Source organism: Neobacillus sp. K501, assembly GCF_053749995.1.
The window spans coordinates 246,360-267,313 of record NZ_JBSLYA010000001.1; the positions used below are offsets into that span (position 1 = coordinate 246,360).

The window sequence follows — 20,954 nt, forward strand, 5'->3', positions numbered from 1 at the left end:
CTGATAACACTGTTGAATATTGTCAGAATTTATAGAATTAAATAGATTTTCGAGTATTGTATTACTAGAAAATTACATTTTTTTGTCATGTATAGAAAAAGTATTTATTGAATTTGGGGGAATCGTGGTTTTCCAAAACTCAAAACTATCAAAATATAATTTTCTAAAGGGGAATTTCAATATGTATGAGGGGAAAATCATTAAGTTTTATCGGGAGAAATACCAAATGACTCAAGAGCAATTAGGAAAAGGGATTTGTTCTGGAACCCATATTAGTAAAATAGAACGTTTACATACTGAATATGCACCTGAAATTATTACTCTGCTAGCCGAGCGACTAGGTATTAATCTCGAAAATGAAATAAAAAAACTTAAAAATATAAAAAAAAGTTTAAATCATTGGCATGATGTTATTGTCATGCAATTAATTGAAGAAATGGATCTTATCAATAATGATCTTGAGCAAGAAGATTTAATTCAAATCTCTGATTACATCTATCTTTACAAATTACTTCGTGTTAGATATTTATTAATGCATAATTTGACCGAGGAAGCATATGACATCATCGTTGAAATCAAAAAGAAAGAAGATAAATTATCAACTTACGAAGCTAATTTGTTTAAACATGTTTTAGGTGTTTATTATTTAGCTACTCATGAAAATCTAAAAGCAATGCAAGCATTAAAATCTATTAATGATTCAGAATACAATAACAAAGAATATACCTATCATTTAGCAGTAGCCTATCATTTAAATGAATCACCAGTTATGGCTTATTTTTTTGCTGAAAAATCGCGTCAATTTTTCAAAGAAATTAATAATTATCTTAGAGTGATTGATGCAGAGATGCTGATGGCGATTCAAGTAAAAGATGATGGTGATTTCAAAGAAACGATTCAGAGGTTTGAAAGTTTAATCAAGAGCTGTGAAATTTGTCATTCACCTGATCGAAAGGCAAGGGTATTACACAACCTAGCTTTTGAATATTATAGAAGAAAAAATTATCAAACAGCCAATAAATACTATAAAGAGTCAATGAGCCTTAAAAATAACGGATCAAGCCCTTACTTACTTTCATTAGAAGGCTATATAAGAAGTGCCTATTATGGGGGGATACTTCAAAAAGACGAATTATTACAACTGGCAAACGAAGGACTAGAAACAGCTATAAAGATAAATGAACAATTATATATAAACCTATTTACCTTGCTTGGTTATTTAATTCAAAATAAAGAACAAGAATATCATCAACACTTATCCGATTTTTCACTTCCTTTGTTTAAAAAATTTGGGTTTATTTATTTAATTAAACGTTCCGAAAAAGAATTATTTAATTATTACTTTCAACAGAAAAAAACTGGTAAAGCATTGAAAATAGCTCATGTATGGATAAATCATTAAATAGAAAAGGCATGCCACCAATAAAGTGTCATGCCTTTTTTATAAATAAAAGAGTAATTGTAAGTGTTAATTATTGGAGAAAATAAAAAAGACGTAGAGTCTCAGTCTATTTATAATAAGTATTCAAGTGAATCATTGGTATTATTTAATTGGCGGGACTGTGTGGGAATCGAACCCACCAGACCTGGCACGCAGGTCTCAGGTAGTTTTGAAGACTATGAGGGACACCAGTACCCCATTCAGCCCCGTAGGGAAGGATATTATTTGTAACCATAATACAATGAATTATAGTGATAAATCAATAGAGTAGTCAGTATTGTCATTTTTTCGACAAGTTTTGCAACTATGTCGCTTTGTCTTAAAAACATCCATTACTAACCCATTGCTTGTCATTTCACCTTAAAACAGACTATAATAAGGTGAAAAATAGTTTCTTGAAGGTGAATGAAATGGGACAACTATCTGGTTGGTTTTTATGGTTTATATTATTATGGATTTTTGTATTTGCAGGTTCAATGGCCATTGGCGGCTTTTTTATGTTTCGTAAATTTTTAAAGAGAATGCCTAAGGAAGATGGCAAGTCAGCCATGGATTGGGAAGAGTATTTCGTGAACGAATCCCTTCACCTCTGGAGTGACAATGAAAAGGCATTGCTTGATGATTTGGTCAGCCCGGTGCCTGAATTATTTCGTGATGTTGCCAAGCATAAAATCGCTGGGAAGATTGGCGAAATTGCCATAAAGGAAAAGGCTCCGAAAATTACCGAAGATCTTGTTATTCGCGGTTATATTCAAGCGACGCCAAAAAGAGATCATAAATTTTTACGTAAAAAGTTATTTGAAAATAGAATCGATGTCGCTCCTTACGAGCATTTATTTTAAACCGTCTATTGTGGCGGTTTTTTATTTTGAGAAAATAAAAACCACTGATTTGCGAAAAAACAGTGGTTTTCATCTCATATGCTATGAAGCTTTTTATAGAGCTTTTTATAGTCAAGATACATCGCAATCCGCCATGGGACAATCATACTAAATGCTAGTAAAAAGAACATTCCGCTAAGTTCGCCGAAATCAATGGTTGAACTTAAGATTGATTTCAACCCTATTCTTACAACTAAAAGCCCAGCCAATATATAGAAAAACGCCTTGGATCGCTTAAGATAAATATCATTGTCGCGTATCTCAAATTTTGAGGTTTTAATCAGCAGAATGGAAAACAGCATCCCCAAGATAATCGCTTCTGCCATTTCTAATGGAGTCAATCTAAATTGCGGTACGACATACATCAATGCCCCACTCGACATAAAGAAAGGCGGCATAATAATTTTAAATCCGTTAGTCGGTTTCTTTGCTGCTTTCATTCGGATGAATAAAGCAAAGATGCCCATAAAAACGGCCCCTATTGAAGAAACAACAACGAAGTTCATAGGATTCATCCCCTATATAAATATAATCACAGAAATTATTATATACCTGAAATAGCCGAGGCATCAATTCCTATCTTTAGAATCCTGTGAAGCCGCCAAACATTCCTTGAAAAATCGAAATGATTTTTGTCATCCAATCAAAAAAGAGTACGATCCCCATCACGATCATAATGTATCCACCAATTTTCATAATCTTGCCACTGTTTCTTCGAATCCACTGCATCCGTCCAACAAAGAAGGACATGATTAAAAATGGAATCGCAAATCCTAATGAATAGGCAATCATGTAGATCACGCCTGAACCTGGGTTTGAACCTGCTAGAAGAATGACAGAGGTTAGAATTGGTCCTGTACAAGGAGTCCAACCCGCCGCAAACGCCATCCCTATCAGGACAGAACCAATATAGCCGGAAGGTCTGTTTTTAAACTCTAAGCGACGATCCTTCATGAGAAACTCAGGACTAAAAACACCAACGATCATCAAACCAAATACAACAATAAATATGCCGCCCAACTGGCGTATTAAATCTTTATATTCTAGAAAAAAACTGCCAATAAAGGAAGTGCCAAACCCGATTGCTACGAAGATCGCCGAAAACCCTAATAAGAAAAATATCGTATGCAGAAGACTTCGTTTTTGCAACATGGCATTTTCAGTTTTTAATTCACCAACGGACATCCCGGTAATATACGATAAAAAAGCTGGGTACAATGGTAAACAGCATGGTGAAATAAAGCTTAAAAACCCCGCACCTAAAGCTAAAAATATATTAACATCAGTCATATAAACACTCCCAATATAGTCGATACCCTTTCATTTTAACAAAACCACGACTTAAGTGTTAATAATATACATGAATATTTTGTGACTCTAAATATTTATAGATAATTCTTTCCATTTTTTCTAATAACCCCCTCAATTTGTTGGATATTTATTTACAAATTGCTTTGAATTTATTCCCAACTTAGGTTATACTAGTAAAACATTAGTAGACAATTTCCTATTAATCTCTCAACTTATGGATACTCCGGAAAGGACTTGGGCTGTGATTAAACAAGACCTAGTTACGTTAATAGAAAAAAAGCGTGCTGAATTAATTCAGGTCGCCCAAACTAACGGCTTGACTTCCTCCATTGCGATTCGCTATAGTCAGGAGCTAGACCATTTATTAAATGAATATAATCGAAGATATATAAAAAAAAGTAACCAATTAGTGAACTTTTAGTAGCCCAAACTGACCGATTTGTCGTAATCGATAATATAATGATATGCAAAATTAAAGCCTGGCATTACAGCCAAGCTTTTTTGTTTTATTTAATTGACTGCATCCTCTAAGCGCTCAGCGGCTCCATTTTGTAATAAGAACATTTTATGATATAACCCTCCTAATGCAAGGAGCTCTTGATGGGTTCCTCTTTCAACAATTTCTCCCTGGTGTAAAACAAGGATCAATTCCGCATCCTGTATCGTAGATAACCGATGTGCAATTGCAATGGTCGTCCGACCCTGCCGCATTTTCGCAAGCGCTGTTTGGATTGCTTCTTCTGTTTCGGTATCGATATTTGCTGTTGCTTCATCAAGAACAAGAATTTTAGGATTGGCCGCAATCGTTCTTGCAAAAGCGATTAATTGACGCTGACCGCTTGAAAAGGTTGAACCCCTTTCTACCACTTTATGATGATAGCCATCTTCAAGTTTCTCAATAAATGTATCTGCCTGAACAAATTGTGCTGCTTCCTCCACTTGTTCGTCTAATAATGTTTCGTTATGTAGGCGAATATTGTCTTTGACAGTTCCATAAAACAAAAACGGATCCTGCAAGACTAGCCCCATTTTATCTCTAAGTTCTTCCTTAGAAAAATCACGAATCGAAACACCATCAATCAGAATGTCACCTTGTTCATATTCATAGAATCGCATCAGTAAGTTAATGATCGAGCTTTTCCCACTTCCGGTGTGTCCAACAAGCGCTACCGTTTCTCCGGGATTTGCGGTAAATGAAATATTCTTTAGGACATCTCTTTTCCCATCGTAGGAAAAGGTTAAATTTTTAAACTCAATTTTCCCTTTTTCAATAGAAAGATTATTACCATCCTTTTGCATAGGTGCTAATTCTTCCTTATCTAAAAGTCGAAATACCCGGGTGCCGGCAACAATTGCCTGCTGGTATAAGGAAAGCCTCATCATCATATTGTTGACTGGTTCAAAGAAGCGTTCTAAGTAATTAACAAAGGCATATAGTACACCGATTTCCACTGAGGTTTCAAGTGAGGTTAGCCCAAAATAATTTAAAACAATGATTATGCCTAAAACTGAAATTAAGTCCACCGCGGGGCGTAGTAATAGCCCATCAATCTTAATATTCTTCATCCCTGATTGATAATGTTGCTCATTTATTGCTTCAAATTCTTTACGAAGTCTCTTTTCCTGGCGAAACACCTGGATAATACTCATTCCCTGCAATGATTCACTTAGCTTTGCATTTAATTGACTTAAGCGTTCACGCATATCTAAATAAAATTTCGAGCTCAACTTTCGATATAAACCAATGACAAAAAGAATGAGTGGGATGAAAACGAGACAGAACAAAGCAAGTTTTACATCTAAGATAAACATGGCAATAAAAATACCGGCAAGTAAGACTCCACTTTGAATAAACGTAGCCAGTACGGTGACAAACATATCTTTAATTGCTTCGGTATCATTCGTTACCCTTGATACAATGCTCCCTGCTGGTGTTTTGTCAAAATACTTTAAACCTAAAGACTGAACTTTTGAGAAAACATCGATTCGGAGTTGTTGGATAATTTTTAATGCAATCTCCTGGAATTTCACTAATTGAAAAAACAGCAGGATTGATTTCAAGATCTGGATCCCTAAATAGCTGGCACCAAGAATGAGAAGTGGTTGAAAAGTTAAATTTCCTGGAGTCAAATAATCATCAATAAAGATTTTGACTAAAAACGGCCCTACCAATTCTCCTAACGTAGTTAACAAGAGGAGTCCAAATGCCATTATTAATGATTTTTTATGCGGTTTTGTATAAGAAAGCAGCCGAAAGAGGACCTTTCTCTGCGCTCTTTCGGATAGCTGCGCATACTCTTCCATCTTAATGCCCCCCATGCTCTACTAGTTCTTCTAGTTGCTGACGTAAATACATTTCCTTATACCATCCGTCTGTTTCCATTAGTGCTAGATGTGTACCTTTTTCAATTACCTTACCTTCATCTAGAACGAGTATGATGTTAGCGTGCTGAATCGCACTCAAGCGATGTGAGGTAATAATCGTGGTTTTCCCTTCACGATTCTCCCTTAATGAGGACAGAATTGCCTCTTCTGTTTTTGCATCAACCGCAGACAAAGAATCGTCAAGCACTAAAACCTCCGGATCCATCAGCAGGGCTCGGGCAATTGAAATTCTTTGTTTCTGACCTCCCGATAACGAAACACCCCGCTCTCCTACGATCGTTCGATATCCATCGGTAAACTGAAGGATATCTTCATGAATACTAGCTAGCTTGGCAGCTTCATAGATTTCTTCTATTGATACGGTGGGATTCGCAAAGGCTATATTTTCAGCAACGGTCGCTGAAAACAAAAAATGATCCTGAGGGACATAACCAATCGCCTGACGTAATTTTTCATGCTTATAGTCTTGTATCGGGTTGCCACCAAAAACAATTTCTCCTTGATAACCTTCGAATTCCCGAATTAGAAGTTTTAGAAAAGTTGTTTTACCGGCACCTGTTTTACCGACAATTCCAAGCGTCTCGCCTCTGTTCAGGAGGCATGAAATATCCTTTAAGGTAGGCTCTTTTTCCCCAGGATAGCTAAACGCACTGATATTATAGTGGATATCACCACTTGGCACGACGTCAAGCGCATTTTCTCTATCGGAAATATCTACTTTTTCACGCAGTAAATTGGAAACTCGATCGTAGGATGCACGGCCGCGCTCGACAATGTTGAACAACCAGCCAAAAGCCAGCATTGGCCAAATTAATAAACCAAGATAGGTAGTGAAAGCAATGAGCTCACCAATCGTTAACTCGCCTGCCATTACAAATTTCGAACCAAAAGTGATAGAGAGGAAAAAGGATATTCCGACGATGATCGCGATTGTCGGATCATAAAGGGAATCGATTTTTGCAACCACAATGTTTTTTTGGACAACATCTTCCGATTGTTTTCTGAAAGCCTCGATATCTTCCTTTTCCTGTCCAAACGTTTTTATGACTTTAATCCCAGTAATACTCTCCTGTGTTTTATCATTTAAATCTGAAAATGCTTCCTGGGCCTTGTGAAAGGTTCGGTGAAGCATTGTTCCAAACCAACTTGTCAACATGGCCATGAAAGGCATCGGAATTAAACAAATTAATGTTAGTTTCCAGCTAATTGTAAAGGCCATCGCTAAAATGACAAAGCCTCCAGTAGAAAGGGAGTCTACTAATGTTAGAACCCCTACCCCTGCCGTTTGCTGTATGGCCTGTAGGTCATTGGTCGCGTGTGCCATTAAATCGCCAATACGGCGCTTCTGATAAAAAGAAGGAGACATATTGGTAAAATGATGATAAAGGCGATTCCTTAATAGCTTACTAAGCTTAACAGCTGAACCAAAAATCATGATTCTCCAAAAAAACCTTAAGCCGTACATCCCTAAGCCTGCAGCTGCGAGAATCCCCATCCATTCAAATAATACGCTTTTTGTCAAAGTACCGTTATGAATATGGTCTGCAATAATTCCGATGACCTTCGGCGGAACCAGCTGCAGTAAGGCGACAAACATCAAAATAACGATTCCTGATATGTATGCTTTTTTCTCCTGTTTAAAAAACCAGCCTAACTCTAAAAATACCTTCATAAAACTCCCCCGAGTATAATTTTGGAATTTACACCATTTGTCTCGAGGTTTCATTTTACCAAATTTTTATAAAATAATAAAGATTTTGAAATATTTATAACAGTTAGCAATTATATTCGAGTCGGTCAGTTTTTTTGCAAAAAAAACAGACTCTATAAAGAGTCTGCCTTAGTTGGAAGTTATTAAGCTTTACGAACGTTAGCTGCTTGAGCTCCACGTTGACCTTGCTCAACATCGAAAGTCACTTCTTGACCTTCTTCTAAAGATTTAAAACCTTCGCCTTGGATAGCTGAGAAGTGAACGAATACGTCTTCTCCACCTTCACGCTCGATGAATCCGAAACCTTTTTCTGCATTAAACCATTTAACTTTACCGTTTTCCATTTTTGTTGCCTCCTGCGTGTTTTCACACAATGTATTACTATCCTTGCTCCCAGTGATCATCAAGACGAAAAGTTTTACTAATACAATCCTTTACACCGAACAAAAATAATTCTTCCTTAGTATAGCACTTAATATTATTAATAGCAAGAAATCACTTCATAACAGTAAATATGTCATAATAATTCTGATTACACACTTTGTTTATTAAGTCTTTGGTACGATTAATTTGCTAGACTGTAACCAATTATCTATCGATAGTCCTGCTAACAAAACTATAACAAGAATGAAAAAAAGCACCCATTTATAATGAGTGCTTGTCCTATTTTATTTACCTTGTTGCTTATTCATAGCGGACATCATTTGGTTGATCTTCTTTTGAGAAGGCTTCATACCCATTTGCATCATCATCATTTTTAGCATTTGCTCATTAATTGGCGGATTTTTCTTTAAGTAGTCCATCATATATTTACGAGCAATGAAAAATCCTAGAGCTACACCAGCTACTAATGCTAGGATAACAACTAGAATCCATAGACCTGTACCCATTTAACTTCCTCCTTCATGTTGTCTATCATACAGTGTACTAAATTAAACGGGAATATACAATATTCACTTGCAAAGATTAAACATATTTTCTTTCTTTTATCGGTTTTAACCATCCAAATCGTTGATGATCCATATCCAATGCCAAAAACGAGGATTCACATTTACGAAGTACTTCAAAAAATATCGTCTCAGCTTCATAGGTCCCCGTCGCTTCAACGGTAATCATATCCTGAAAAACTTGTAATTTAGCCCTACTTAATTTCCCGCTCAATTCCATCGTATATGTACCATGGTCAGCACGGAACCCTTTCTTCCTCCCAAGCTGTTTTTGAATTAATTTATGAATTTTTAATACCTCTACAGTCTTCGTTATATAAGAAATTTGTTTTTTTGTAATAAATCTAAGCTCACCATCTGATTTGTCGTGTTCCTGAAAAAGCTGAAAAAACATAAGCTCTCTTCCGAAGTAATGGGCGGCAAATTCATCTTCTATCAAATAAAGCTGATAATTTCTCACCACTTTCCTCCCCTTCGTTGAATCCACTTTCTTTCATTATAAAAAAACACTTCCAAAACATTTGTCTTACGACGCAGAAAACTTTCACTTTTTTTGTCGAATTCAGAAGATTCCTCCAAATACTATTATATTTTAATAATCATTGTATTGTCACCAATGTTGATGTACGTTCATCAAACGTTCAATATGGTATAAGAAACAAAAAAGAACGACTCTAAGAGCCGTTCCTTTTGAAATATTTCATTATTTTTGTAAAAGAGCTTTAACACGAGCTGCAACGTTCCCTACGCTAAAGCCGTATTCTTCCATAATTTTTTCACCAGGGGCAGAAGCTCCGAATTGATCAATTGCCAAGACATCGCCTTCATCACCAGTATATTTATGCCAGCCTAGAGAGGCACCAACTTCGATTCCAAGACGTTTTTTCACACTCTTCGGCAACACAGAGTCCTTGTACTCTTGTGATTGCTGTTCGAAACGATCCCATGATGGCATGCTGACAACAGATACATGAATTCCTTCTCCAGCAAGAGCTTTTTGAGCTTCAACAGCCAAACTCACCTCAGAACCTGTGGCAAGTAATAACGCATCTGGAGTTTCTTTATCCGCAGGAGACAGAACATAAGCCCCTTTAGAAACTCCTTCATAAGCATTTGTGTCAGTGCCTTTTAGTGTTGGAAGACCTTGACGAGTTAAAACAAGAGCCGTTGGCTTATTAGTAGACTCGATGGCAAGTTTCCAAGCTGCTGCTGCTTCATTTCCATCCGCTGGACGAATGAGAGAAAGTCCTGGCATAGCACGTAATGCAGCTATTTGTTCAATTGGTTCGTGAGTCGGACCATCTTCACCAACAGCAATACTGTCATGAGTAAATACATACGTTACAGGAAGTCCCATTAATGCAGCAAGACGAATAGCAGGACGTAAGTAATCAGAGAACACGAAGAAAGTTCCACCGAAGATCTTCACACCACCGTGTAAAGCGATACCGTTCATCGCAGCACCCATCGCAAATTCACGAACACCGAACCAGATGTTTCTGCCTTCATAAGAATCTGGCATATAATCCTTTTCACCTTTAAGCATGGTATTATTAGAACCTGCTAGGTCTGCAGAACCGCCAAATAGGGTAGGAAGATTTTTCGCAATGCTATTTAATACTTCACCTGATGAAGCACGTGTAGCAAGGCTCTTACCTTCACTATAGACAGGAATATCTTTATCCCATCCCTCTGGAAGTTCATTTTTCAAGGCTAATTCAAGTTGAGATGCCAATTCAGGGTACTCATTCTTATACTGAGCGAATTGATCATTCCATTCTTTTTCCTTCTTTTCGCCATTCTCGACAATTTGCTTTTGGAAGTGAGAATAAACTTCTTCCGGCACATGGAAATCTTCTTCAAATGTCCATTTGTACGATTCTTTTGTTAACTTTAATTCATCTGCTCCAAGTGGTGCACCGTGTACTTTAGAAGTTCCAGCACGATTTGGTGAGCCATAACCGATAACGGTTCTTACTTCAATAATCGTTGGACGGTCTAGGTCATTTCTCGCTTCTTCCAAGGCTTTACTAATCTCTTCTAGATTGTTGCCATCCTCAACGCGAAGGTATTGCCAGCCATATGATCCAAAACGTTCCTTAACACTTTCAGAGAACGATTTATTTAAATCTCCATCAAGTGATATATCATTTGAATCATATAACACTACGAGTCGGCCTAATTTCAAATGTCCTGCAAGTGACGCAGCCTCTGCTGATACACCCTCCATTAAGTCGCCATCTCCACAAATACTATATGTATAATGGTTTACAAGCTCATAGTTTTCTTTATTATAAACTCCAGCCATATGGCGCTCTGCCATTGCCATACCTACAGCCATTGCGATACCTTGTCCAAGTGGACCAGTAGTTGCTTCTACACCTTCTGTATGGCCATACTCTGGATGCCCTGGAGTTTTACTTCCCCATTGACGGAACTGTTTTAAATCATCCATTGAAAGGTTATAACCAGATAAATGTAACATGCTGTATAATAACGCTGAGCCATGGCCAGCAGATAAAACAAAGCGGTCACGGTTAAACCATTTAGGATTCTTCGGATTATGGTTCATATAACGTGTCCATAATGCATAGGTCATAGGTGCAGCACCCATTGGCATACCTGGATGTCCCGAGTTAGCTTTTTCAATTGCATCGATTGATAATGTACGAATTGAAGTTACTGATAATGCATCAATAGTATCAAACATTTACTAAATCACTCCTGTTTCACTAGGATAAAAGATAATAACACCATTAATAATAAAGTTCTCCCTCAATTAATTCAACAAATATAGTCAAATTAAGGGTTAAAACACCATATGTTTCTTATTTTGACACATACTAAGCCTCAATATGTAAAAAAAGAAAACGAAGTAAGCGTTTTCCTTTTTTTTAATGGAGATTTTTATTTCGTCTGGCTTTTATTTTTGAAGGTGTTACATCTGTACCATTTGGATCTATTATCGTTGTATTGGTTAACGTTTCTAGCATGGAACTGCGGAAAGTTGACAAATACTCACTTCTTAACGCAGATTGTTCCTTCGCTTCCGCTTCGGTTAATCCAGATGACTTTGCTTTCCTTGCTAATTCATTGATTCTAGCCATTTTTTCTTTTGAGAGCATGAGTTTGACCCTCCTTTCAATACTTGCTGCATAAAGATTAATTTTACTTAAAAAAAGACCATCTGACAAGGCAAATGGTCCACTACTCTTCCTGTTCGGTTTCGAGATGTTCTTGATAACGTCTATGTACAGTTGCTTTTGATATCTTATAACCAAATCCACGAAGTGTCGCCGTAATTTCAGAAAAGGTTAATTCATTTTCTCGCAAACGGATTATTTCGCTAAGCGGAACCTCTATTTTGTCCCGGCCAGAACGCTGCCCTAAATTTTTCAAATTTTTCTCAGGCCTGTATCCTTGACTAACCGCTCTTTTCATTCCACGTTTTATTTTAATATTATGTAGCTTGCGCTGATATTCTTCCACCATTCCGACAATTTGCAGTACCATGGAATCAGACTCTGAAAGCTGCAATTCTCCATTATGTGAAATGGAATAAAGTTTGATGCCTTCTTTTAAAACACAATGCAAAAGAGCGATTTTCGCATTACCTCTTCCAAGTCTCGTTTCATCTTGAATGAGAATTGCTTGTACCGATACATCCTTAATTTGGTCTAACAACTCTAGAATTCCATCCCGTTCTAAATCATAACCGCTAGCCTGTTCCTTAATAATAGAAACAACTTCAAATTGATATTGTTTCGCAAGCTGAATTAATTCTTCTTCCTGACGGATTAATGAGGTTTCCTGTGTTTCCTTATTGGTACTCACACGGCAATAAATAATAGCTTTCATCTACTATTCTCCTGCAGCGCTCGCCAGTTCAGTAGGAAAGGGAACATCTTGGTTTACTGGTATCATAATTTCTTCACCTGGATAGATTTGATCTCCGTCTATATCATTATGCTGTTTGACCCAACTGACAAAATCATTATTCGATAGTGAATGTTGCTCAGAAAATTGATTAGATATTTTCCAAAGAGAATCTCCTTCTGAGATCTTAATCTTTATATATTGATCTTCTTCTGGTGAATTAAATCGTAGAGATAACATAAAGGCTAAAGAGCAGCTTAATACAATAAGTAAAATAGCATAAGAGTATTGGTTCCATATTTTTTTCATTTTCAAAACCCCTTACTAGAATATATGTTCGTTTATTTGTCTTTATTATAATCCGAACGTTTGTTTGATGTCAACAATTAATTCGAACTTATGTTTGTATAAAAAAAACGAACATGATATAATAAAGTTAATAATTACTAGGGCGAGGTGTAACAAAAAATGACAAAAATATCAAAGCGGCAGCAGGATATCCTTGATTTTATTAAAGGGGAAGTTAAGAAAAAAGGTTATCCGCCTTCCGTAAGGGAAATTGGAGAAGCGGTCGGTCTTGCATCGAGTTCAACCGTTCATGGGCACTTAGCTCGTTTAGAAAGTAAAGGCCTTATCAGACGTGACCCAACAAAACCAAGAGCGATTGAAATCCTAGAAATAGATGAACATGTAAGTATTCCTCGAAACAATGTAGTCAACGTTCCTGTTCTAGGGAAAGTAACAGCTGGACTTCCGATTACTGCCATCGAAAACATTGAAGAATATTTCCCTCTTCCAGAAAGACTAGCACCTGCAGATGAGCATGTATTTATGCTAGAAATCATGGGTGAGAGTATGATAGAAGCTGGTATTCTTGATGGGGATTATGTAATCGTAAAGCAGCAGCAAACAGCGAATAATGGGGATATCGTGGTTGCAATGACAGAAGAAGATGAGGCTACATGTAAACGATTCTTTAAAGAAAAAGACTTCATCCGCCTTCAGCCGGAAAACTCTACAATGGATCCTATAATTTTGCGAAATGTTTCGATTTTAGGGAAAGTTATTGGGGTTTATCGTCATATTCATTAATTTTTTAAATAGCAAAAAGTCCAATTCATGTGGAATTGGGCTTTTTATTTATGGTTCAGAACTCCTGATATGACCCTACTAATTGCTTTATTCTCTTTACAGTCACTCCAGACCTCCTGCTGTGACTCAACTACTCACCTTTTCATCTTTTCGGTCACTCCAGACCTCCTGCTGTGACCCTACTACTTGCTTTTTCATCTTTTCGGTCACACAAGTCCACTTTAAATAGAAATAACAAAAAAGACCCAGTATGGAGCCAATCCACACTGAGTCTATTACTATTAATACATACTTAAATACTGTTCGCGCTCCCAAGGATGGACGACGGTGCGGAACATATCCCACTCAATCTCTTTTGCTTCAACGAAGTGCTCGAAGATATGCTCGCCAAGACCGGCAACGATAACTTCGTCAGATTTCAATTGATCTAGAGCTTGAGCAAGAGTTGCTGGAAGATCGATGATTCCTTCCTCGATTCTTTCTTCCTTGCTCATAACATAGATGTTACGATCCACTGGAGCAGGAGGAGTTAATTGATTCTTAATTCCATCTAAACCAGCTTTTAATAGTACTGCCATTGCTAGATATGGATTTGCTGCTGGGTCAACGCTACGGACTTCAACACGAGTACTTAATCCGCGTGATGCCGGAATACGGATAAGTGGAGAACGGTTTCTAGCAGACCATGCAACGTAACAAGGAGCTTCGTAGCCTGGAACAAGACGCTTATAAGAGTTTACAGTTGGATTGGTTACTGCTGTAAAGCTTGGCGCATGCTTCAAGATCCCTGCAATAAATTGGCGAGCCGTATCGCTCATTTGAAGGTTACCTGTTGGTTCGAAGAATGCATTTTCCCCATTTTTGAATAATGAAAGGTTCATGTGCATTCCAGATCCGTTTACACCGTACAATGGTTTTGGCATGAACGTTGCATGCAAGCCGTGTTTACGAGCAATTGTTTTTACAACAAGCTTGAACGTTTGGATTTGGTCACAAGCTGTTAGTGCATCCGCATATTTAAAGTCAATTTCATGCTGACCTGGTGCTACCTCATGGTGAGATGCTTCAATTTCAAAGCCCATTTCTTCAAGTTCAAGAACGATATCACGGCGGCAGTTTTCCCCTAAATCGGTAGGAGCTAAGTCAAAGTAACCGCCTTGGTCATTCAATTCTAATGTAGGCTCACCTTTTTGGTCTAATTTAAATAAGAAGAATTCTGGTTCAGGTCCTAGGTTAAAGTCTGTGAAACCTAAGTCTTCCATTTCTTTTAATACTCTTCTTAAGTTATTACGCGGGTCACCTTCAAATGGTTTACCTTCTGGAGTATAGATATCACAAATCAACCGTGCAACTTTACCTTTTTCAGCTGTCCAAGGGAAAACTACCCAAGTATTTAAATCTGGATAAAGTAACATATCAGATTCTTCGATTCGAACGAAACCTTCGATAGATGAACCATCAAACATCATTTTGTTATCAAGTGCTTTTTCTAATTGACTAATTGGAATCTCTACATTTTTAATTGTTCCGAGAATATCAGTGAACTGTAAACGAATGAACTTAACGTTTTCCTCTACTGCTAATTTCTTAATATCTTCCTTTGTATACTTTGCCATTTTTATTCCCTCCACCTTATATTATAAAAATTTTCTAATGGAAAAATCGTGACATATCACCTTGACGCAACGACGATCGATTAAATCTACCAGCCTGCTGCAATTCTTGACGAAGAAGATTTCTTAGCTGTTCGTCCGTTAATTCTTGTTTGGCTTTTTCATTTACTTGTTGTAAAACATTAGCCTGCTGTTCTTTGATCAATAAAAGCTGCTTGATCCCAGCCATATTCACTCCTTGATCAATTAAATCCTTAATTTCTAGCAGTCTATCAATATCAATAAGACTAAACAATCTCCTGTTTCCATCTGTTCTTGCTGGAGAAATCAATTGATGCTCTTCATAGTAACGGATTTGTCTAGCAGTTAATTCTGTTAATTGCATGACTGTTCCGATCGGAAACAGTGGCATGGAGCGGCGTAATTCTTTCCCACTCACTTTAATTTCTCCTCTCCTTTTTCTAATTTATATTGCTATTATATTTCGTGTTAGAAAAGATGTCAATCTAATGTTAAGTTTTCTCACATGGTTTTTCAAAAGGATTTGTTAAGTATAATTATTGTTTTTGAACCAATTAAGCTGATTGATGATTAGATTCTCAATAACGGTATCTCGTCCCAATAACGCAGAACCTTTATACATTACTGGTTTCTCTTCTTGAACACGTTTTCGGTCACGTAGAACAGCTTTACTTTACCGAGATCTCTAATTCAAACTGTTTACCGTAACGTAAAACCTCTTTAGGTTACCGATTTCCTTTTCTAGACCACCTTCAGGCACGTAGAGACCTTTAACAAAAGATTTTTCTCTATTCCACACGTAATTTTTTATTCTTATCAGCAATATTCTTTAACATAACCTTAAAGAAAAAGGATAACCTTATTAGCTATCCTTTAGTATCCTCTTGAGTCTTAATTTAATTCAATTAATTTCTTTTCAACGAGGCTGTCTATTGCTAAACAAACGGCGATTTTGACATGTGCGTAGGTTAGTCCGCCTTGGACGTACGCCACATATGGCGGCCTAATTGGACCGTCAGCCGTTAATTCAATACTTGCTCCTTGAATAAAGGTTCCTGCCGCCATGATCACGTCATCCTCATAGCCCGGCATATAGGCCGGATAAGCTGTGACATGAGAATTGATTGGCGATGCGAACTGGATCGCCTGGCAGAAGGCAACCATTTTGTCCTTATCATCAAACTGAACTGCTTGGATTAAGTCTGTACGTTGCACATTCCATTTCGGTGAAGAATTCATTCCTAATTTTTCAAGGAATGCCGCGGTAAATACCGCACCCTTTAACGCTTGGCCAACGACGTGTGGGGCTAAAAAGAAGCCTTGATACATTTCTTGAAGGCTATATAGGGAAGCTCCTGCTTCCGCACCAATACCAGGAGAAGTCATCCGATAGGAGCAAGCCTCCACCCACTGCTTTTTCCCAACAATATAGCCGCCCGTTTTCGCAATACCGCCACCTGGGTTTTTTATTAACGAACCCGCCATTAAGTCGGCCCCAACATGACAAGGCTCTAATTCTTCAACAAATTCACCATAGCAATTATCCACAAACACAACCACATCATTTTTGATTTCCTTCACAAAAGCAATCATTTCTTTTATTTCTGCTATTGTAAAGGATGGACGAGTGGCATAACCTTTCGAGCGTTGGATTCCGATCATTTTCGTGTTCGGTTTGATTTTCTTGGCGACATCGTCCCAATTAATGGCCCCTTCCTGCGTTAAAGAAACACTATCATAGGATATTCCGAATTCCTTTAAGGAGCCAACTCCATTTCCACGGATGCCGACGATTTCTTCCAACGTATCGTAAGGCTTTCCGGTTATATACAAAAGTTCGTCACCTGGCCGCAGTACGCCAAATAACGCAATTGAAATGGCATGCGTTCCTGAAATAATTTGCGGGCGGACAAGTCCTGCCTCTCCACCAAAAACATCGGCATAAACTAATTCCAAGGTATCTCTGCCGATATCATCATAACCATAGCCAGTGGAAGGAATAAAGTGTGAATCGCTTACTCGATGCTTTTTATAACTTTGCAAGACACGAAATTGATTGAATTCAATTCGCTCCTCGATTGCATTATGTACTCCAGCAATTTGCTGTTCGACTCCTCTTACTAATTGCTGCAGCTTTTCCCCATTTTTTAACTGTTGAAACATGTTGTTGCTCCTATCTACTGTTTGTATTTCTGTAATTGTCCTGAGATTTGATGATCCTTCATCGAATAGCCTTTACATTGATAAAGTTCACTTTCCTCATTAAAAATAAGTTCTCTTACGATCGTATCATTTTTCAATTGTGCTAGCAGTTTCCCTTCCGTCGAAGGAATGGCAACCTGGTAGGCATCCATCATTTCAATCATTTGCTGTTCCAATTTTCTTTTTAAATCCACCCGGTCCTCTTGGTCAAAAGCACTAATAAAAACCATAGGTGTGTTCGCTGTCGGAACAAAATCCTGGTGCTTAATATCCTTTTTATTATAAACCGTTAACTGCGGAATCTCTTTGACATCCAAATCCTCGAGGAGCTTATTGACGGTTTTCTCATGCTGAAAATAATCCGCATTAGACATATCGACCACATGAAGCAGCAAGTCCGCTTCCTTTACTTCTTCTAGTGTGGAACGAAAGGCTGCGATAAGGGAGGTTGGCAAATCCTGAATAAAGCCAACTGTATCGGTAATGAGCGTCGTAAAGCCGCTCGGCAGGATTAATTTCCGCGTCATCGGATCCAGTGTAGCGAATAATTGGTTTTCCTCATAGGATTCCGCTTCTGAAAGCCGGTTAAATAACGTCGATTTACCCGCGTTGGTATAACCAACAATGGCGATCTGGAAGGTTTTATTTTTCTTTCTTCTTTCCCGGTAGCGATCGCGATGCTGGACAATGACAGATAGCTGACCTTTAATATCATCAATTCTCCGGCGAATATGTCTACGGTCAGATTCTAGCTTTGTTTCCCCCGGTCCTCTTGTTCCAATTCCAGCCCCTAATCTTGATAACGCCGTCCCTTGACCAGCTAGCCGAGGCAAGAGATATTGAAGCTGAGCTAATTCGACCTGTAGCTTTCCTTCTTTCGAACGAGCTCTTTGGGCAAAAATATCTAAGATCAATTGAGTTCGGTCAATGATTCTTGCTTCGATTTCAGAGGATAAATTTCGCTTCTGACTTGGAGATAATTCATCATTAAAGATGACTAAGTCCGCCTCTAGCTCGTCTACAAGCGCCTTTAATTCCTCCACCTTACCTTTACCTATGTAAAGCGCTGGATGTGGGCGGTCGCGTTTTTGAACAACAGATAGGAGTACCTTTCCTTTTGCTGTCTCTGTTAAGGAACTTAGTTCTTCCATCGAATATTGGAATCGCACATCATCTAGTGTTGGAGTTTGACATCCGACCAAAATTGCTTTTTCAAAGCTTACTTCTTGTTCCAAAACAACACCCTGCTTTCCTAAAATTTCTGTTCTCATCATACCAAAAAAGCGGCGATTACTCTAATTTCCATCCATTTTTTTATCATAAAAAATTTTAGTTGATAAATACCCTATACATGATAAAATCAAGTTATTTGGTAATAATTATTCATTTATATGGAAGAGAAATAGAAATCATCGAGGGGAAACGAAACATGACGTGGGAAGTACTAAGTATTATTGGGACCATTGCCTTTGCAGTTAGCGGGGCCATTGTTGCGATGGAAGAAGAATATGATATTTTAGGAGTTTATATTCTAGGAATTGTCACCGCATTCGGTGGTGGAGCTATTAGAAATTTGTTAATCGGTGTCCCGGTTTCAGCACTGTGGGAACAAGGTCTTTTTTTCCAAATCGCTTTGTTATCCATGACAGCCGTATATTTATTTCCAAATAATCTTCTTAAGCACTGGCAAAGATGGGGAAACTTTTTCGATGCCATTGGGTTATCAGCATTTGCAATACAAGGTGCGATTTATGCAGCAAATATGAATCATCCACTGAGTGCGGTAATTGTGGCCGCAGTGTTAACCGGGATAGGCGGTGGAATCATACGTGACTTACTGGCAGGAAGAAAACCAATTGTATTAAGAGCAGAAATTTATGCAGTATGGGCAATTCTTGCAGGAATCCTTATTGGCTTAAACATTGCTTCAAGCCCATGGGAGCTATATACCTTATTTGTCCTTGTAACAGCACTCAGGGTTCTATCCTATACATTTAATTGGAAACTTCCTTCTAGAAGACTAGGAGCACATTAAAAAATCGGCGGGAATCATTGTCCGCCGATTTTTTTAGTCTTCTTCAAACACCAAATCATTACTCCTAAGGGTCATTAACTCGTGGCGATCATAACTATTTAACATTAAAAGCCGCATCGCCTGAGCACGGATTGATTTTTCAATAATGTTACGAATATAGCGTCCATTCGAGAAACTATTGGGACTAAGGACAGCTTTCACCCAAATGAGGTGATCCTTTAGTTTTTTTTCTGCCTCATGACTAAATGTATACTCCCTCTCCTCAAGCATTCGGCCCCCAATCTCCATCAATTGCTCAATATCATAATCAGGAAAATCAATCACCAATGGAAAACGCGAATGAAGCCCAGGATTTAATGTAAGAAAATAATCCATTTCTCGGGAATACCCAGCCAAGATTAGAATAAATTCATGTTGTTTATCCTCCATATGCTTAACAAGCGTATCAATCGCTTCTTTCCCGAAATCCTTTTCCCCGCCGCGGCCAAGGGAGTAGGCCTCATCAATGAATAATATTCCCCCTTGCGCCTTCTTAATAAGATCCCTTGTTTTTTGAGCCGTATGTCCGATATATTCTCCCACGAGATCTGCACGTTCAGCTTCAATTAAGTGCCCCTTGGTGAGGACATTCATTTTTTGAAAAAGCTTGCCAATCAATCTTGCTACGGTTGTCTTACCTGTTCCTGGATTCCCTTTAAACATCATGTGAAGAGCTTGCTTTCTTGCCTTTAATCCCATTTCTTCCCTTTTCTTATTGACATAAATCCACGCATAAATTTCTTTTATCATTCGTTTCATTTCTTCCATACCAACTAGTGCCCCAAGTTCGGCTTCAATTTCCTTAAGTGCCGAATGCTCAGGGGGAATAACCTTTGGAACAACTTGAGGTGCAGGTAACTCTTTACTTAAGGACTTTTTCTTTTGTGAGTTGAGGACCACCTTAATTTGTCCATTACTTTTCATGCGAATCGGTTGATCCAAAGCTTTCACCTCTCATTCTGCAAACAATTTCCATCCGTCAGCTTTTTATCCGACTTAGAATTAAAGAAGAATATTCTAAGTTTTATCCGCGATTTACAAATTAGGTATTGGTTTACTTGCTTCAGGAAATACTCCTTCATTTATGTGTATTCAACAATCTTAATTTTCATCAATAGAAAAATAAAAAGAGCCCTAAGAATAGGACTCGAATTTATGTTCATAATTTTATTGGGCATCCAAATCAAGAGATACGTTTCTTTGCGGAGCAAAGGTTGAAATCGCATGCTTATAAACCAATTGCTGCTTTCCTTCTGATTCAAAAAGAACGGTAAAATTATCAAAGCCTTTAATTTGGCCTCTCAACTGAAATCCATTTAATAAAAATACAGTCACATTGGTATTATCCTTACGACATTGGTTTAAAAACTGATCCTGAATGTTAATGGTGGTTTTCATTT

At 37.8% G+C, this 20,954-nt stretch carries 22 protein-coding genes and 1 tRNA gene; 5 read left to right on the top strand and 18 right to left on the bottom strand.

The window, feature by feature from the left end; genetic code table 11:
- The first annotated feature begins 181 nt into the window (after nt 1–181).
- Nucleotides 182–1,402, top strand: a complete 1,221-nt coding sequence (locus ACWM35_RS01155; RefSeq protein ID WP_454814665.1) for a helix-turn-helix domain-containing protein — start codon at nt 182–184, stop codon at nt 1,400–1,402.
- A 150-nt stretch (nt 1,403–1,552) separates the two neighbouring features.
- Here the strand turns inward: ACWM35_RS01155 and ACWM35_RS01160 are convergent.
- Nucleotides 1,553–1,649: transfer RNA gene (locus ACWM35_RS01160), tRNA-Sec, on the bottom strand.
- 202 nt (nt 1,650–1,851) lie between these two features.
- On the opposite strand from ACWM35_RS01160, the gene ACWM35_RS01165 reads away from it, so the two are divergent.
- On the top strand, nt 1,852–2,283 hold the full coding sequence (locus ACWM35_RS01165) for a DUF2621 domain-containing protein (protein WP_454814667.1): 432 nt from the start codon (nt 1,852–1,854) through the stop codon (nt 2,281–2,283).
- Between the two features lie 74 nt (nt 2,284–2,357).
- Here ACWM35_RS01165 and ACWM35_RS01170 read toward each other — a convergent pair whose 3' ends face one another.
- On the bottom strand, nt 2,358–2,828 hold the full coding sequence (locus tag ACWM35_RS01170; RefSeq protein WP_454814668.1) for a CcdC family protein: 471 nt from the start codon (nt 2,826–2,828) through the stop codon (nt 2,358–2,360).
- Between the two features lie 76 nt (nt 2,829–2,904).
- Entirely contained in the window at nt 2,905–3,612 is a 708-nt protein-coding gene (locus ACWM35_RS01175; protein WP_454814670.1) for a cytochrome c biogenesis CcdA family protein, read from the bottom strand.
- Nucleotides 3,613–3,874: 262 nt separating this feature from the next.
- Here ACWM35_RS01175 and ACWM35_RS01180 point away from each other — a divergent pair, with 262 nt between their 5' ends.
- A complete protein-coding gene (locus ACWM35_RS01180; protein ID WP_454814672.1) occupies nt 3,875–4,054 on the top strand; it encodes a Spo0E family sporulation regulatory protein-aspartic acid phosphatase in 180 nt (59 codons plus the stop codon).
- An 89-nt stretch (nt 4,055–4,143) separates the two neighbouring features.
- Here the strand turns inward: ACWM35_RS01180 and ACWM35_RS01185 are convergent, their stop codons facing one another.
- The 9 genes from ACWM35_RS01185 to yneA all read right to left on the bottom strand — a co-directional run bounded on the left by ACWM35_RS01185 (nt 4,144) and on the right by yneA (nt 12,861).
- Nucleotides 4,144–5,937 carry an ABC transporter ATP-binding protein gene (locus tag ACWM35_RS01185; RefSeq protein ID WP_454814674.1) on the bottom strand — a complete coding sequence of 598 codons (1,794 nt, stop codon included), beginning with the start codon at nt 5,935–5,937 and terminating at the stop codon, nt 4,144–4,146.
- A 1-nt stretch (nt 5,938) separates the two neighbouring features.
- Complete coding sequence (locus ACWM35_RS01190; protein WP_454814676.1) at nt 5,939–7,690, bottom strand: ABC transporter transmembrane domain-containing protein; 1,752 nt, start codon at nt 7,688–7,690, stop codon at nt 5,939–5,941.
- A gap of 182 nt (nt 7,691–7,872) precedes the next feature.
- Entirely contained in the window at nt 7,873–8,073 is a 201-nt protein-coding gene (locus ACWM35_RS01195; protein ID WP_454814678.1) for a cold-shock protein, read from the bottom strand.
- A gap of 324 nt (nt 8,074–8,397) precedes the next feature.
- Nucleotides 8,398–8,619, bottom strand: coding sequence for a YneF family protein (locus ACWM35_RS01200; protein ID WP_179602106.1), 222 nt, complete (start codon nt 8,617–8,619; stop codon nt 8,398–8,400).
- Nucleotides 8,620–8,695: 76 nt separating this feature from the next.
- Nucleotides 8,696–9,136, bottom strand: coding sequence for a sporulation inhibitor of replication protein SirA (gene sirA, locus ACWM35_RS01205; RefSeq protein ID WP_454814681.1), 441 nt, complete (start codon nt 9,134–9,136; stop codon nt 8,696–8,698).
- A gap of 243 nt (nt 9,137–9,379) precedes the next feature.
- Complete coding sequence (gene tkt / locus ACWM35_RS01210; protein WP_454814683.1) at nt 9,380–11,386, bottom strand: transketolase; 2,007 nt, start codon at nt 11,384–11,386, stop codon at nt 9,380–9,382.
- Nucleotides 11,387–11,570: 184 nt separating this feature from the next.
- The gene (locus tag ACWM35_RS01215; protein ID WP_454814684.1) at nt 11,571–11,801 is read right to left on the bottom strand and encodes a DUF896 domain-containing protein; all 231 of its coding nucleotides are present in this window, start codon (nt 11,799–11,801) and stop codon (nt 11,571–11,573) included.
- Nucleotides 11,802–11,883: 82 nt separating this feature from the next.
- Nucleotides 11,884–12,534, bottom strand: a complete 651-nt coding sequence (locus ACWM35_RS01220) for a YneB family resolvase-like protein (RefSeq protein ID WP_454814686.1) — start codon at nt 12,532–12,534, stop codon at nt 11,884–11,886.
- Between the two features lie 3 nt (nt 12,535–12,537).
- Complete coding sequence (gene yneA / locus ACWM35_RS01225; protein WP_454814689.1) at nt 12,538–12,861, bottom strand: cell division suppressor protein YneA; 324 nt, start codon at nt 12,859–12,861, stop codon at nt 12,538–12,540.
- 159 nt (nt 12,862–13,020) lie between these two features.
- Between yneA and lexA the strand changes: the two genes are divergently transcribed.
- Nucleotides 13,021–13,644 carry a transcriptional repressor LexA gene (lexA, locus tag ACWM35_RS01230; RefSeq protein WP_454814691.1) on the top strand — a complete coding sequence of 208 codons (624 nt, stop codon included), beginning with the start codon at nt 13,021–13,023 and terminating at the stop codon, nt 13,642–13,644.
- 281 nt (nt 13,645–13,925) lie between these two features.
- Here the strand turns inward: lexA and glnA are convergent, their stop codons facing one another.
- From glnA to hflX, 4 genes are all read right to left on the bottom strand, one after another.
- Nucleotides 13,926–15,260, bottom strand: a complete 1,335-nt coding sequence (glnA, locus tag ACWM35_RS01235) for a type I glutamate--ammonia ligase (protein ID WP_454814693.1) — start codon at nt 15,258–15,260, stop codon at nt 13,926–13,928.
- Between the two features lie 34 nt (nt 15,261–15,294).
- Complete coding sequence (locus ACWM35_RS01240) at nt 15,295–15,696, bottom strand: MerR family transcriptional regulator (RefSeq protein ID WP_454814695.1); 402 nt, start codon at nt 15,694–15,696, stop codon at nt 15,295–15,297.
- Nucleotides 15,697–16,169: 473 nt separating this feature from the next.
- Nucleotides 16,170–17,441: a methionine gamma-lyase family protein gene (locus ACWM35_RS01245; RefSeq protein ID WP_454814697.1), complete on the bottom strand. Its 1,272-nt coding sequence runs from the start codon at nt 17,439–17,441 to the stop codon at nt 16,170–16,172.
- 14 nt (nt 17,442–17,455) lie between these two features.
- Complete coding sequence (gene hflX / locus ACWM35_RS01250) at nt 17,456–18,751, bottom strand: GTPase HflX (RefSeq protein ID WP_454814699.1); 1,296 nt, start codon at nt 18,749–18,751, stop codon at nt 17,456–17,458.
- Nucleotides 18,752–18,909: 158 nt separating this feature from the next.
- On the opposite strand from hflX, the gene ACWM35_RS01255 reads away from it, so the two are divergent.
- Nucleotides 18,910–19,515, top strand: coding sequence for a trimeric intracellular cation channel family protein (locus ACWM35_RS01255; protein ID WP_454814701.1), 606 nt, complete (start codon nt 18,910–18,912; stop codon nt 19,513–19,515).
- A gap of 33 nt (nt 19,516–19,548) precedes the next feature.
- On the opposite strand, the gene spoVK is transcribed toward ACWM35_RS01255, so the two are convergent.
- Nucleotides 19,549–20,496: a stage V sporulation protein K gene (gene spoVK, locus ACWM35_RS01260; RefSeq protein WP_454814703.1), complete on the bottom strand. Its 948-nt coding sequence runs from the start codon at nt 20,494–20,496 to the stop codon at nt 19,549–19,551.
- Between the two features lie 225 nt (nt 20,497–20,721).
- Complete coding sequence (gene hfq, locus ACWM35_RS01265) at nt 20,722–20,952, bottom strand: RNA chaperone Hfq (RefSeq protein WP_454814705.1); 231 nt, start codon at nt 20,950–20,952, stop codon at nt 20,722–20,724.
- Nucleotides 20,953–20,954: the final 2 nt, after the last annotated feature.

Bases quoted from the DNA above. Each gene is read 5' to 3' on its own strand.
- hfq (WP_454814705.1), bottom strand. From the start codon at position 20,952: ATGAAAACCACCATTAACATTCAGGATCAGTTTTTAAACCAATGTCGT.
- ACWM35_RS01165 (WP_454814667.1), top strand. From the start codon at position 1,852: ATGGGACAACTATCTGGTTGGTTTTTATGGTTTATATTATTATGGATT.
- hflX (WP_454814699.1), bottom strand. From the start codon at position 18,751: ATGAGAACAGAAATTTTAGGAAAGCAGGGTGTTGTTTTGGAACAAGAA.
- ACWM35_RS01175 (WP_454814670.1), bottom strand. From the start codon at position 3,612: ATGACTGATGTTAATATATTTTTAGCTTTAGGTGCGGGGTTTTTAAGC.
- ACWM35_RS01155 (WP_454814665.1), top strand. From the start codon at position 182: ATGTATGAGGGGAAAATCATTAAGTTTTATCGGGAGAAATACCAAATG.
- yneA (WP_454814689.1), bottom strand. From the start codon at position 12,861: ATGAAAAAAATATGGAACCAATACTCTTATGCTATTTTACTTATTGTA.
- glnA (WP_454814693.1), bottom strand. From the start codon at position 15,260: ATGGCAAAGTATACAAAGGAAGATATTAAGAAATTAGCAGTAGAGGAA.
- ACWM35_RS01215 (WP_454814684.1), bottom strand. From the start codon at position 11,801: ATGCTCTCAAAAGAAAAAATGGCTAGAATCAATGAATTAGCAAGGAAA.
- lexA (WP_454814691.1), top strand. From the start codon at position 13,021: ATGACAAAAATATCAAAGCGGCAGCAGGATATCCTTGATTTTATTAAA.
- ACWM35_RS01190 (WP_454814676.1), bottom strand. From the start codon at position 7,690: ATGAAGGTATTTTTAGAGTTAGGCTGGTTTTTTAAACAGGAGAAAAAA.
- tkt (WP_454814683.1), bottom strand. From the start codon at position 11,386: ATGTTTGATACTATTGATGCATTATCAGTAACTTCAATTCGTACATTA.
- ACWM35_RS01220 (WP_454814686.1), bottom strand. From the start codon at position 12,534: ATGAAAGCTATTATTTATTGCCGTGTGAGTACCAATAAGGAAACACAG.
- ACWM35_RS01255 (WP_454814701.1), top strand. From the start codon at position 18,910: ATGACGTGGGAAGTACTAAGTATTATTGGGACCATTGCCTTTGCAGTT.
- ACWM35_RS01245 (WP_454814697.1), bottom strand. From the start codon at position 17,441: ATGTTTCAACAGTTAAAAAATGGGGAAAAGCTGCAGCAATTAGTAAGA.
- ACWM35_RS01170 (WP_454814668.1), bottom strand. From the start codon at position 2,828: ATGAACTTCGTTGTTGTTTCTTCAATAGGGGCCGTTTTTATGGGCATC.
- ACWM35_RS01200 (WP_179602106.1), bottom strand. From the start codon at position 8,619: ATGGGTACAGGTCTATGGATTCTAGTTGTTATCCTAGCATTAGTAGCT.
- ACWM35_RS01185 (WP_454814674.1), bottom strand. From the start codon at position 5,937: ATGGAAGAGTATGCGCAGCTATCCGAAAGAGCGCAGAGAAAGGTCCTC.
- ACWM35_RS01195 (WP_454814678.1), bottom strand. From the start codon at position 8,073: ATGGAAAACGGTAAAGTTAAATGGTTTAATGCAGAAAAAGGTTTCGGA.